The following is a 12,882-nucleotide window of genomic DNA, read 5'->3' as shown; positions in this document are numbered from 1 at the left end:
GAGCCCAGTCCCGCCCTCTGAACTGGGCTCCTGCCTTCGCAGGAGCACGGTATCTATCCGTACAAGGCAGGCTTAACGGCGGACGCCGGGCTGATAGAGCCGCTTGGCCGCGTTCACCCGGTCGATCAGGCTGGCGAGCGGGACTGGCGCGGATGCGGCGCGTTCGGGCAGGGACAGGTTGTTGATGCGCTGGCCCAGAGCGGTGAAGGCGTGATCGAAGCGGTCCATCTCTTTAGTCCCCGAAAGCTGACAGGACAGCCATCGGGCAGGGATGGTTAAGAAGGTGTTAGCGATGATCGGGCTTTGCGGCTGGCCGAGTCACAGGCAGGCGGGCAGGCCTTCGCGATAGGTGGGATAAAGGGGGGACCAGCCCAGCAACCGCTTGGCCCGCCCGTTCGCGACCCGGCGGTTTTCGGCGTAGAAGGACTGGGCCATGGGGGAGAGCTGGGCTTCCTCCAGCGTCAACAGCGGCGGGACGGGTCGGCCAAGAAGGGCGCAGGCTTCCTCGATCAGACGGTTCTGCGCGCAGGGCAGGTCGTCCGAAAGATTGTAGATGCCCGCCGGTCCCTGATGAATCGACGCGACGATGCCGGCAACGATGTCGTCGACATGGGCGCGGCTGAACACCTGATAGGGCAGGTCGATGCGATGCGCCCGCCCTTCCCGCACCCGGTCCAGCGCGGAACGGCCAGGGCCATAGATACCTGGCAGGCGGAATCGGCGCATGTCCGGCCGCAGTTCGCCCCAATCCGCGTCGGCCTGCGCCCGCGCAGCGCGGCGGCCCAGGCGGATCGGGCTGGATTCATCGACCCAGGCGCCTGCCGCATCGCCATAAACCCCGGTGGAGGAGAGATAGCCGGTCCAGATGGCGGGGGCGGCGGCAATGGCGGCGCCGTAGCGGGTCAGGACGGGATCGGCTTCGCCCTCGGGCGGGACGGAGGAGAGGATGTGGCTCGCCTGTGCAATGGCGGCACGGACGGCGCTTTCGTTATCGAAGGCGAGCGCTTCGGCGTCGGCGGTGCGGCGGACGCCGGTGATGTGCCAGCCCTCCGCGCGCAGGCGGGAGGCGAGGCGGGAAGCGGTGTAGCCCAGCCCCAGGATCAGCATATGGGGCATCGTTCCCTCCCTCCATACTCCTGCCTTCGCAGGAGTAGGGCAGTTCTAGACCGTGAAGCTCTCGCCGCAGCCGCAGCTCCCCTTGGCATTGGGGTTGTTGAAGACGAAACCGGCGGTGAAATCATCCTCCACCCAGTCCATCGTCGACCCGACCAGATAGAGCACCGAGGCGCCATCGATGTAGAAGGCACCGCCGGGGGTCTCGATCTTCTCGTCGAACTTCGCCTCTTCGCTGACATAGTCGACCGAATAGGCAAGGCCCGAACAGCCCCGGCGCGGGGTCGAGAGCTTGACGCCGATCGTGCCTTCAGGGGCTTGGCTCATCAGGTCCGCGATGCGCTGCTCGGCGCTCGGCGTCAGGATGACGGCGGCGGGGCGGGCACGGGTCTTGGTCGTCGTTTCGGTCATCTTTTCCTCTTTCCCCCCTCCCCTTCAGGGGAGAGGACGGGGTTGGGGGATCGCCCCAGGCGCTGCACCTGAAGGCTTGCCCCCACCCCAACCCCTCCCCTTGAGGGGAGGGGCTTTGATTTGTTTACAACATCCCCAGTTCGAGCTTCGCCTCGTCCGACATTTTCTGCGGATCCCATGGCGGGTCCCAGACGAGGTTCACCTGCGCGTCGCCCACGCCCGGCACCGCGCCGACGCGCAGTTCGACTTCGCCGGGCATGGATTCAGCCACCGGGCAATGCGGCGTGGTCAACGTCATGGTGACGACGGCATGGCCATCGTCGGTCACGTCCACACCGTAGACGAGGCCCAGATCGTAGATATTGACCGGAATTTCCGGGTCGTAGATTTCCTTGAGCGCATCGATGATCGCGTCATAGAGGCTACCGCCCGGCTCGCCCTTCGGCGTTTCCGTCGGCTTGGCGTTCAGGAAACCGTCCAGATAGTCGCGCTGGCGCGGTTCTTCCACGCGCGCCTTGGGCGGGGTCTCCACCGCCGCGACCTCTTCCACCAAAATCTTGCGTTCCTCGGTCATCCGAAGATTTTCCTCACTCGTTCAATGCCTTTGACCAGCGCGTCCACGTCGCCCTCGTCGCTATAGATGCCGAAGCTGGCCCGCGCGGTCGCCTCGACGCGCAGGTGGCGCATCAGCGGCTGCGCGCAATGATGCCCCGCCCTGATGGCCACGCCCGTTTCGTCCAATATGGTGCCGACATCGTGCGGATGAACCCCCTCGACCTCGAAAGAGAGGATTCCCGCGCTGTCCTGCGGCCCGAAGACGCGAACGCTGTTAAGGCTTTCCAGCGCCGCCCGCGCTTTGCCGACCAAAGCGCATTCATGGGCGTGGATCGCGTCGAGCCCGATGGCCTGCACATAGTCGATCGCCGCCGACAGGCCGACGACGCCGGTGATATGCGGCGTGCCTGCCTCGAAACGCGTGGGCGCGGGGGCATAGGTGGTTTTTTCGAAGGTCACCTTGTCGATCATCGACCCGCCCCCCTGATAGGGCGGCATGGCGTCCAGCAGTTCCTTGCGGCCCCAGAGCGCGCCAATGCCGGTCGGGCCGTAAAGCTTATGCGCGGAAAAGACGTAGAAGTCGCAGTCCAGCGCCTGCACGTCGACGGCGAGGCGCGGCACGGCCTGACAGCCATCGATCAGGATTTTCGCGCCGACGCTGTGCGCGATGTCGGCGGCGCGGCGGACGTCGAGCACGCTGCCCAGCACGTTCGACACATGGGCCAGCGCAACCATTTTGTGCGCCGGGGTGATCATCGCGGCCATGGCGTCGAGGTCGATCTTGCCGTCCGCCGTCAGCGGCACCACGTCGATCTGCGCGCCGACTTTCTCGGCCACGATCTGCCAGGGGACGATATTGCTGTGATGTTCCAGCATCGAGAGCAGGATGCGGTCGCCGGCTTTGAGCTGCGTCCCTGCCCAGCTTTGCGCGACCAGATTGATGCCCTCGGTCGCGCCGCGAACATAGACGATCTCGCTGTCCGACTGCGCGCCGATGAAGCTGGCGACCTTCCGCCGCGCCGCTTCATAGGCGAGCGTCATATTGGCGGAACGCTCATAGACGCCGCGATGGACGGTGGCGTAATCCGGCCCATAGGCGCGGGCGATGGCGTCGATCACCGCATGGGGCTTCTGCGCGGTGGCGGCGCTGTCGAGATAATGCCAGTTGCCCCCCTCACTATTCAAAAGGCCGGGGAAGTCGTCGCGCAGCCGCAGCGCTTGGGCGAGGTCGTTCATACCAGTGCCTCCAGCTTGGCGAGGGCGGCGGCTTCAAGGCCGTCCTTCACCGCTTCATCAGCCACATCGTCGAACACGCCCGCGACGAAGGCCTTCAGCAGCAGCGTCTTGGCCGTCGCCGGGTCCATGCCGCGGCTGGCCATGTAGAACAGCGCCTGCCTGTCCAGTTCGCCCACGGTCGCGCCATGAGCGCATTTCACATCGTCGGCGTAGATTTCCAGCTCCGGCTTGGCATTGGCCGTGGCGGTGCGGTCGAGCAGCATCGCCTTGACCGACTGGAAGGCATCGGTGCGCTGCGCGTCGCGGGCGACGTTGATGCTGCCCAGATAGCTGCCGGTCGCTCGCTGACCCAGGATGGAGCGGATCGTCTGGCCGCTGGTCGAGTCCGGCTCGGCATGGGTGACGGCGGTGACGATCTCCAGCACCTGATCGCCGCCGCCGATGATCGCGCCGTTCAGTTCGAAATGGCTGCCCTTGCCCAAGGTGACGGTGAAGGTCACGCGACCGAATTTCCCGCCGATATTGAGGACATGGAAGTCGCAGCGCGCCCCGTCCGCGATGCTGATCGCATAGTCATGCACCGCTGCCGCGCCGTCGGCCGCGTCCTGCAACAGATGATGGCGCGCCGTTTCCCCGGCGGCGACATCGATGCGCACCGGCGCAGGCGTGGGCCAGATGGCGGCCAGCGCGTCGAGATCGCTGTAGCGCCATTCTTCGGCCTTGCGCGTGGGAAGGGTGAGAGTGTTCATTCGATAGACCCGTTCGGGCTGAGGCTGCCGAAGCCCAGTCCTTTCTTCGAAGAAAAATAAGGCCGTTGGCTATTGCCGCCCTCCGGGTCGACAAGCTCAGGGCGAACGGAACCGGGAAGCATCACGCCGCAACCACCTCGGCATAGCCTTCGCGCTCCAGTTCCAGCGCCAGTTCGGGACCGCCTGATTTCACGATCCGGCCCGCCGCCAGCACATGCACGAAGTCCGGCTTCACGTAATCGAGCAAGCGCTGATAATGGGTGATGAGCAGCACTGCCTTGTCGGGCTTGCGCATGATGGCGTTGATGCCGGCCCCCACAATCTTGAGCGCGTCGATGTCGAGGCCGGAGTCGGTTTCGTCCAGGATCGCCAGCTTGGGGTCGAGAATGCCCATTTGCACCATTTCGGCGCGCTTCTTCTCGCCGCCGGAAAAGCCGACATTCACCGGACGCTTCAGCATCTCCATGTCGAGGCCCAGCAGACCCGCTTTCTCCTTGGCGAGCTTGATGAACTCGCCGCCCGACAGCGGTTCCTCGCCCCGCGCCTTGCGCTGCGAATTGAGACTCTCGCGCAGGAATTGCAGGTTGGAAACACCCGGAATCTCGACCGGATATTGGAAGCCCAGGAACAGCCCAGCGGCGGCGCGCTCATGCGGTTCCATTTCGAACAGGTCAGCGCCCTCGAAGGTCGCGGTGCCGCCGGTGACGTCATAGTTCGGACGACCGCCCAGCGTATAGGCCAGCGTCGACTTGCCCGCGCCGTTCGGTCCCATGATCGCGTGGATTTCGCCCGCCTTGATGGAGAGCGACAGGCCTTTCAGGATCGCCTTGCCGTCGATTTCGTTGGTGAGATTGTCGATCGTCAGCATCTTTTATCCCTTATGCGCGCGCTGGAGCGTCCGCGCTGTCCAGAAGGCCATGTCCCGCACATCGCCCGGCGCGGGGAACAGCGTGTCGATATGGCGCTTGATGGGCATATAGGGCCACCAGTCGGCGCCGGGTTCGGGCGCGCCCTTTTCCAGCACGCCGGTCACGAACTCCGTAACCGGACCCATGCGGGCGAGGTTGGGGGCCTTGGCCTTGTGGAAGGCCTTGTCGGACTTGAGCTTCTCGGTGAAGGCGAGATCGCCCTTTTCCAGCGCGGCGCGGCATTCGGCCTGATAGGCGTCGAGGTCGCCAAAATCCTTGGCGGCGCGGGCCTGAAGCTCGCCCTCTTCCAGCTCATAATCTTCGGTCAGGATGCGGATCGCGGCGGTCCATGCCTGGCCGTTGCCGACATCCTCCGCGAAATCGGCAAGGGCATCCTGAATATCGTCTTCGTCGCTCAACTTTCAGTCCTTTGATCTTACATATTCTTCGTCACCCCGGACTTGATCCGGGGTCCCGCTGCCTTTCCAAAGAAAAGCGGGATGCCGGATCAAGTCCGGCATGACGCGGGCGGAGGACGCAAGGGTCAACCGACGCTACCCTCCAACGAAATGCCCAGCAGTTTCTGCGCCTCGACGGCGAACTCCATGGGGAGCTGTTGCAGCACCTCGCGCGCGAAACCGTTGACGATCAGGCCGACCGCCGCTTCCTGATCCAGCCCGCGCTGCATCGCGTAGAACAACTGGTCGTCGCTGATCTTGCTGGTGGTCGCCTCATGCTCGATCTGCGCCGAGGGGTTGCGCACCTCGATATAGGGCACGGTATGCGCGCCGCACTGGTCGCCCAGCAGCAGGCTGTCGCACTGGGTGAAGTTGCGCACGCCCTCCGCGCCCGGCGCCACGCGCACCAGGCCGCGATAGGTGTTGTTCGACCGCCCCGCCGAAATACCCTTGGACACGATGGTCGAGCGCGACCCCTTGCCATTGTGGATCATCTTGGTGCCGGTATCGGCCTGCTGCATGTTGTTGGTCAGCGCCACCGAGTAGAACTCGCCCACGCTGTTCTCGCCGTTCAGCACGCAGCTTGGATATTTCCAGGTGATGGCGGAGCCGGTTTCCACCTGCGTCCAGCTCACCTTGCTGTTGCGGCCCTGGCAGAGCGCCCGCTTGGTCACGAAATTATAGATGCCGCCCTTGCCGTTCTCGTCGCCCGGATACCAGTTCTGGACGGTGGAATATTTGATCTCCGCATCGTCCAGCGCGACCAGTTCGACCACAGCGGCGTGGAGCTGATTCTCGTCGCGCATCGGCGCGGTGCAGCCTTCGAGATAGGAGACATAGCTGCCCTCATCCGCGACGATCAGCGTGCGTTCGAACTGCCCCGTATTTTCGGCGTTGATGCGGAAATAGGTGGAAAGCTCCATCGGGCAGCGCACCCCCTTGGGGATGTAGACGAAGGTGCCGTCGGAAAAGACCGCGCAATTCAAGGTCGCGAAATAATTGTCGTGCATCGGCACGACCTTGCCCAGCCACTTCTTCACCAGATCGGGATATTCGCGCACCGCCTCGCTGATCGAGCGGAAGATGACGCCCGCTTCCTCCAACTCCTTGCGGAAGGTGGTGGCGACCGAGACGCTGTCGAACACCGCGTCCACCGCCACCTTGCGGCTGTTCTTCACCCCCGCCAGCACTTCCTGCTCAGCAATGGGGATGCCCAGCTTCTCATAGGTGGCGCGAATCTCCGGATCGAGTTCGTCCAGCGACTCCAACTCCGCCTTCTTCTTGGGCTCGGCGTAATAATAGGCGTCCTGATAGTCGATCGGCGGGATGTTGAGCTTGGCCCACTCCGGCGCTTCCATCTGCTGCCACATCGCAAACGCCTTCAGCCGCCATTCCAGCAGCCATTCAGGCTCCTTCTTCTTGGCGGAGATGAAGCGGACCGTATCCTCGTTCAGCCCCTTGGGTGCGAAATCCTGCTCGATGGCGGAGGACCAGCCATGTTCGTAGGTGGAGGCGCGCTCGGCGGCCTCCTGCGCTTCGAGGTTGCGAACGGTGGTGGCTTCTTCGGTCATAGCGTCTGCTCTGCAACTCGTTTCTCGACTTCGCTCGAAACGAACGGAGGCGGGGTGACTTCTCTGGCGAGGCTGGCGATGGTGACGCCCGCGAGCGCCGATCGGATCGCATTGTTCGCCACATTCATATGCGGGCGGACGCGGCATTCCTGCTCCAGCGAGCAGTCATGCGCGCCATGGTCTGCGCAGGCGGTCATGGCGATGGGGCCTTCCACCGCCTCCACCACATCGGCCAGGGTGATCGCGGCGGGCGGTCGGCTGAGGCGCACGCCGCCGCCGGTCCCCCGGCTCGATTCGAGCAGGCCCGCCGCCGACAGACGGCTGACCAGCTTCTGCGCGGTGGGCAGGGGAATGCCGGTTTCGGCGGAGAGCGTGGTCGCGTTCATCTTCGCCGCACCGCAATGACGCGCAGCGGCCGACATCAGCACCACGGCATAATCTGCGAAACTCGAAAGCCTCATGACCCTGCGTCTTGCGAACCATTCTCAAATCGGATCGAATCAATCCGATTGCGCATGTGGTCCCCCCGGCGCACGGAATCAAGGCATTTTTGCTTGGGACGAAGGCTTAGCTGAAACGGTTGATCACGGCCACGTCCCCCCCCAGCGAGCGGCGCAGCAGGGTAAGTTGCGCCACGGCGCTGGGTTCGGTCTGCAATTGATGCGGGGTCAGGCCGATGAAATGCTTGATCTCCCGAATGAAATGCGACTGGTCGTAGAAGCGCCCGTCATCGCACAGCGCCTGCCAGCTTTCATGATCCAGCGCGATCCGCGCGCTGCAGCGGAGCGCCCGATATTTGCGCGCCAGCAGCTTGGGCGGACAGCCATAATATTTGTTGGTGAGCCGGGCGAGCTGGCGCGGCGAGAGACCGGTGATGTCGGCCAGCGTCTCGATCCGCGGGGAGCCTTCCCCCATCAGCCAGCCGTCCACCGCCTCCAGCAGCCGCCACGCCGATTCGGGCAGCGCGACCAGCTTTCCCGCCAGGAATGACCAGCAAAGCGCCGCCATCGCCTCCGCATCCTCGGCGGCGCGCAGCTTTTCCAGCAGTTCCCGATATTCCGGAATCTGCCCCAGATCCTTCACGCGATCGGTCAGCGTGCTGGCGTCGCCGCCATGCAGCGCGATCCATCCCGCCGGCAGCAGGGAAATGCCGACGACGCGGCCTGGACCTTCCAGTTCGAACCGGGTCGCGCCCAGCGTCGGACCCAACAGGCAGACTTCAGGGGTCGGCGCGATCGTTCCGTCATGAAAATGATAGTTGCCGCTATTGTCCAGCATGAAGCGAAGTTGCGGCACGTCGGCGCGGGTCACATCGGAATAATGATCGGCCGTTTCGGTAAAGATATAAAGCGAACCAAAATAGACGTTGAGTTGTTCGGGCAGCGCGAAGTAGCGCAACCGCACCGGTCCTTGCGCCGCGTCGACGGTATAGGACAATGGCGCCTGACCATCTTTTGCCGTGATATTTGGCGCCCCCCCGGGCGCTTCGCTGTTATGCGACCGCATATCTCACCCCAGCAAGCAATATGCGCCATCGCCGCCAAGGTGCAAGGGCTATGCTTAACGGAATATCACTTTCCGTCCTCTCCCGAGACGATGGAATAGGACGCCCCCATAAAAATGACCCGGCGGTTTTCACCGCCGGGTCAGGAAAAGGTCTCGTCGGCCATATGGCCTAGAGCCTTCGGGTCGCAGGACTCTCTTACGTCCGAATCGGGGAAATTTTATTGGATGGATCGGACATTAGCCGGACCAAAACGGGACGAATCCCAATGAATCTTGTTAACAAATGTCGATCCTGAGGCACTGTTGCCGCGTTGCAACAGCGACTCGACGCGCGGCTCCCGCGCTGGCATAGCGCCGCCATGTCATACAGCCTGATCCGCCCCCTGTTTTTCGCGCTGGACGCCGAACGCGCCCATCATCTCTCCATCAAATTGCTGCGCCTGATGCCCGTGCCGCCCGCGCTGGAACCCGATTCGATGCTGGCGCAGACGGTGGCGGGCATCGCCTTTCCCAATCCGGTGGGTCTGGCGGCGGGCTATGACAAGGAGGGGCTGGTCGCGCACAAGATGCACGGGCTGGGCTTCGGCTTTGCCGAACTGGGGACGCTGACCCCGCTGCCCCAGCCGGGCAATCCCCTGCCGCGGCTGTTCCGGCTGGTCGAGGACCGGGCGGTGATCAACCGCATGGGCTTCAACAATGGCGGCCAAGCGGCGGCTGCGGAGCGGATCGCGAAGCGCAAGCGGCCAGGGGGGCCTGTGATCGGCATCAATATCGGCGCGAACAAGGATGCGACGGCGGCAGGACGCGGGGTGGCCGACTATGCGACGGGCGTGACCTGCATGGCGCCGCTGGCCGATTATCTAACCGTCAACATCTCCTCCCCCAATACGCCGGGGCTGCGGGCGTTGCAGGACCGGGCGGCGCTGGACCAGTTGCTGGGTGCGGTAATGGCGGCGCGGGGGAATTATAAAACGCCGATTTTCCTGAAGGTTGCCCCCGATCTGGAACCTGCCGACGTCGAGGATATAGCCGCCGCCTGCCTGGACCACCGGATCGACGCGCTGATCGTGTCCAACACGACCATTTCTCGGCCTGCGCTGCGGTCCGCGCTGGCCGGGGAGGCAGGCGGCCTATCGGGCGCGCCGCTGCACGATCTGGCGCTGCAAAGGCTGCGCGATTTCCGCAAGGCGCTGGGCACGCGCCTGCCGCTGATCGGCGTCGGAGGGATCGCTCATGCGGAGCAGGCCTATGCCCGCATCCGCGCCGGGGCCAGCCTGATCCAGCTTTACAGCGCGCTGGTCTATGAGGGGCCTTATCTCGCCAAGCGGATCAACGCAGGGCTGAAAGCGCTGATGGCCCGCGACGGGGTGAAGAATATCAGCGAGATAGTGGGTATCGACGCCTGATCCGTCATATGGGTTGCAGGACGCAACGCAGCGATTAGGGTGCCGGACATGACTTCTCGCCTTTTCGGCCTGCTGGCTCCCTTCACCCTTTACGCCCTCGTTCCTGCCCCGCTCGCGGCGCGGGAGCCGGTTTCGGTCAACGCCACCGTCTCCGCAGCCGACCCGCGCGCGGCGGAAGCCGGGCAGGAGATATTGCGCAGGGGCGGCAGCGCCACCGACGCCGCCATCGCCATGATGCTGACGCTCAATGTCGTCGAACCGCATAATAGCGGCATCGGCGGCGGCGGCTTCCTGATGCATCATGACGGGCGGACCGGCGTGCTGGAATCGATCGACGGGCGCGAAACCGCCCCGGCGGCGGCGCGGCCCGACCGTTTCATGGGGGCGGACGGCCAACCCCTGCCCTTCCGCCAAGCATGGCCGGGCGGCTATTCCGTCGGGGTGCCGGGCAATTTGCGGCTGGCCTGGGACGCGCATCGCAAATGGGGCAAGCTGCCCTGGGCCGACCTGTTCCAGCCCGCCATCCGCTTTGCCGAACAGGGGTTCGAACTGCGCCAGCGGCTCGACACGGCGATGAAGGCGGTGGCGCCGGTCTGGGCGGACTTTCCCGAAATCCAGAAATATTTCTGGATCGACGGCAAGCCCGCGCCGATGGGGACGATCCTCAAGAACCCGCCGCTCGCCGCATTGTTCAGGCGAATCGCGGCGGAGGGGCCGGACGCCTTCTATCTGGGTGACAATGCCAGGGCGATTGCCGAAACGGTCAGCAACGCGCCGAAAAACCCGGTGCCGATGACGGAGGCCGACCTCGCCGGCTATCAGGCCCAGCCGCGCAAGCCGGTTTGCGGTCCTTATCGCGTCTATACGGTCTGCGGCATGGGTCCGGCTTCGGCGGGCGGGATCACCGTTTTGCAGGTGCTGGGCATGGTCGAGCGATTCCCGTTGGCGCAATGGGGCAAGGACGATCCCCGGTCCTGGCATGTGATCGGGGAGGCAATGCAACTCGCTTATGCCGATCGCGACACCTGGCTGGGCGATCCCGAGTTCGTGTCGGTGCCGATCGCCGGGTTGATCGATCCTGCCTATCTCAAGCAGAGATCGGCGCTGATTTCCATGGGCAGGGCGCTCAATGACTACCGCCCCGGCATTCCGCCTGGCGCGGAAAAGCGTACCGCCGCCCTCCCCCAGCCCGAATCGGGCACCAGCCATTTCGTCGCGGTGGACCGCAATGGCGATATTGCCGCCTGGACCTCCACCATTGAGAGCTTTTTCGGCAGCCAGCTCGTCGCCAATGGCGTGATCCTGAACAATGAGCTGACCGATTTCAGCTTCACCCCCGAAAAGGACGGCGCGCCCGTCGCCAACCGGGTCGAGCCGGGCAAGCGACCGCTGTCGTCCATGTCGCCCACCATCGTCTATGACGCGGCGGGGACGCCTATCTTCACCGTCGGCGCGGCGGGGGGGAAGACCATCATCATGCAGGTGGCCAAGGCGCTGATCGCGCATTTCGACTGGGGATTGTCGGCGCAGGAGTCGATCGCGCTGGGGTTCGAATTCTTCGACAAGGACGGGTTGGTGCTGGAACAGGGCACCTCGCTGGAGGCGATGAAGGCGCCGTTGGAAAAGCTGGGACATAAAGTGTCGGTCAACCGCTTCGGCCTGAAAGCCAATGCGGCGGAGCGGAGAGCGGACGGCCATTGGGTCGGCGGCACCGATCCGCGCAGTCCGGGCGTTTCGTTGCAGGAGTGAAGCCTTTTTAGCGCACCGTGTTCCTGCCCTCGCAGGAACACGGTGCGCTTGGGACAAACTACCCCTTCAAATCCAATCCGGCGACGTTGAACTGGAATGGAAATGTCTTGTCCTTCGGCCCCACGACCAGATTCACCTTGATCGTCTTGCTGTCCTTGATCGCGTCATAAGCCTTGGCGGCGGGCAGCACCTCTATGCCGTCCTTATTCTCCGTCATGCGGCCTTTCCACTCATGGGTCTTGCCGTCCTCCGTAGTCGCCATGACCCGGCAATCGGACAGGTCGCAGGTGAAAGGCGCGCCCACCAGCTTGACGGTGACGTCAGCCTCGCCCTTCTCCATCGGCTGGACCAGCAGGACGGAGAAAGTGTCCGCCGCCGTCATGGTCTGCACCGTATTCGCGCTGCCGATATAGGCGACTTTGGCCTTTCCGTCCGCGCCGCCCTCATATTTCCAGACCTGCCCGATCTGCTCGCGCTGGGTCGGCGCCTTGTCCTCGGACGAGGAGCAGGCCGCGACCAGTCCCACGGCCGCCAATGCCCAAAGGGTGCGCATCTTTTCTCTCCTAACCCGTCATCATTACGGGAGGAGAACGCATCAGCGCGGCGCGGTTTCCCCGGTTCAGCGATAGCGCGCGGCGGTTTCCCGGATCAACGCGATCATATTGGGGATGCCCTGCGTCCGGTTGGAGCTGAGCTGGTTGCGCAGGTCGAAGGGCGAAAGCGCGGATTCGATGTCGGTTTGGGCGATGACGGCGGGCGCCTGATCCTGCACGGTCAGCAGCACCAGGGCGATGATCCCCTTGGTGATCGCGGCGTTGCTGTCGGCCAGGAAATGGAGCCGCCCGTCTTCAAGCACGGTCGGATAGACCCACACCGCCGCCGAACAGCCCCTGACCAGCGTCGCATCGGTCTTGAGCGCGTCGGGCATGGGCTCCAGCGCCTTGCCCAGATCGATCAGCAGCCGATAGCGGTCGTCGGCGTCGAGAAATTCATATTCTTCGACCAGATCGGCAAGGACGGGCAATTGGGTCATGGCCGCCATATAGGGGGAAAATTCGGCTAGGGAAGCCGCTATCCCGTTCAGCCCCCCTCCCGCTTGCGGGAGGGGTCGGGGGAGGGCGCGAGCGCAGCGAGCCAACCACGGCTATCCGGATAGGTTGGGCACGATTGCTTGCGCAATCGCCCCTCCCCCGACCCCTCCCTGAAGGGAGGGGGAATAT

General features: G+C 64.2%; 15 protein-coding genes. 2 read left to right on the top strand and 13 right to left on the bottom strand.

The window, feature by feature from the left end:
* Window positions 1-72: 72 nt before the first annotated feature.
* The 11 genes from HUK72_RS13010 to HUK72_RS12960 all read right to left on the bottom strand — a co-directional run bounded on the left by HUK72_RS13010 (window position 73) and on the right by HUK72_RS12960 (window position 8,399).
* A complete protein-coding gene (locus tag HUK72_RS13010) occupies window positions 73-228 on the bottom strand; it encodes a hypothetical protein (RefSeq protein ID WP_176597141.1) in 156 nt (51 codons plus the stop codon).
* Window positions 229-318: 90 nt separating this feature from the next.
* Complete coding sequence (locus HUK72_RS13005) at window positions 319-1,116, bottom strand: SDR family NAD(P)-dependent oxidoreductase (RefSeq protein ID WP_176597140.1); 798 nt, start codon at window positions 1,114-1,116, stop codon at window positions 319-321.
* Between the two features lie 45 nt (window positions 1,117-1,161).
* Window positions 1,162-1,524, bottom strand: coding sequence for an iron-sulfur cluster assembly accessory protein (locus tag HUK72_RS13000; RefSeq protein WP_044660406.1), 363 nt, complete (start codon window positions 1,522-1,524; stop codon window positions 1,162-1,164).
* Window positions 1,525-1,648: 124 nt separating this feature from the next.
* Complete coding sequence (locus HUK72_RS12995; RefSeq protein WP_176597139.1) at window positions 1,649-2,098, bottom strand: SUF system Fe-S cluster assembly protein; 450 nt, start codon at window positions 2,096-2,098, stop codon at window positions 1,649-1,651.
* On the bottom strand, window positions 2,095-3,315 hold the full coding sequence (locus HUK72_RS12990; RefSeq protein WP_176597138.1) for a cysteine desulfurase: 1,221 nt from the start codon (window positions 3,313-3,315) through the stop codon (window positions 2,095-2,097). Before HUK72_RS12990 ends, HUK72_RS12995 begins: the two co-directional genes overlap by 4 nt.
* A complete protein-coding gene (locus HUK72_RS12985; RefSeq protein WP_176597137.1) occupies window positions 3,312-4,064 on the bottom strand; it encodes a SufD family Fe-S cluster assembly protein in 753 nt (250 codons plus the stop codon). Before HUK72_RS12985 ends, HUK72_RS12990 begins: the two co-directional genes overlap by 4 nt.
* A 121-nt stretch (window positions 4,065-4,185) precedes the next feature.
* Entirely contained in the window at window positions 4,186-4,932 is a 747-nt protein-coding gene (gene sufC / locus HUK72_RS12980) for a Fe-S cluster assembly ATPase SufC (protein WP_176597136.1), read from the bottom strand.
* Between the two features lie 3 nt (window positions 4,933-4,935).
* Window positions 4,936-5,391, bottom strand: coding sequence for a hypothetical protein (locus HUK72_RS12975; protein ID WP_103001535.1), 456 nt, complete (start codon window positions 5,389-5,391; stop codon window positions 4,936-4,938).
* A 125-nt stretch (window positions 5,392-5,516) separates the two neighbouring features.
* The gene (gene sufB, locus HUK72_RS12970) at window positions 5,517-7,001 is read right to left on the bottom strand and encodes a Fe-S cluster assembly protein SufB (protein ID WP_176597135.1); all 1,485 of its coding nucleotides are present in this window, start codon (window positions 6,999-7,001) and stop codon (window positions 5,517-5,519) included.
* Complete coding sequence (locus tag HUK72_RS12965) at window positions 6,998-7,462, bottom strand: Rrf2 family transcriptional regulator (RefSeq protein WP_176597134.1); 465 nt, start codon at window positions 7,460-7,462, stop codon at window positions 6,998-7,000. Before HUK72_RS12965 ends, sufB begins: the two co-directional genes overlap by 4 nt.
* A gap of 106 nt (window positions 7,463-7,568) precedes the next feature.
* Entirely contained in the window at window positions 7,569-8,399 is an 831-nt protein-coding gene (locus HUK72_RS12960) for an AraC family transcriptional regulator (RefSeq protein ID WP_176597849.1), read from the bottom strand.
* Window positions 8,400-8,866: 467 nt separating this feature from the next.
* On the opposite strand from HUK72_RS12960, the gene HUK72_RS12955 reads away from it, so the two are divergent.
* Entirely contained in the window at window positions 8,867-9,913 is a 1,047-nt protein-coding gene (locus HUK72_RS12955) for a quinone-dependent dihydroorotate dehydrogenase (protein ID WP_176597133.1), read from the top strand.
* 48 nt (window positions 9,914-9,961) lie between these two features.
* The gene (gene ggt / locus HUK72_RS12950; protein ID WP_176597132.1) at window positions 9,962-11,662 is read left to right on the top strand and encodes a gamma-glutamyltransferase; all 1,701 of its coding nucleotides are present in this window, start codon (window positions 9,962-9,964) and stop codon (window positions 11,660-11,662) included.
* A gap of 58 nt (window positions 11,663-11,720) precedes the next feature.
* Here ggt and HUK72_RS12945 read toward each other — a convergent pair whose 3' ends face one another.
* Window positions 11,721-12,215 (bottom strand): hypothetical protein, encoded by a 495-nt coding sequence (locus tag HUK72_RS12945; RefSeq protein WP_176597131.1) that lies wholly within the window; start codon window positions 12,213-12,215, stop codon window positions 11,721-11,723.
* A 66-nt stretch (window positions 12,216-12,281) separates the two neighbouring features.
* Window positions 12,282-12,695, bottom strand: coding sequence for a SufE family protein (locus tag HUK72_RS12940; protein ID WP_369805991.1), 414 nt, complete (start codon window positions 12,693-12,695; stop codon window positions 12,282-12,284).
* Window positions 12,696-12,882: the final 187 nt, after the last annotated feature.

Source organism: Sphingobium sp. 15-1 (assembly GCF_013375535.1).
Lineage (GTDB): Bacteria > Pseudomonadota > Alphaproteobacteria > Sphingomonadales > Sphingomonadaceae > Sphingobium > Sphingobium aromaticivastans.
This window is presented reverse-complemented; position numbering and strand designations above follow the sequence as displayed.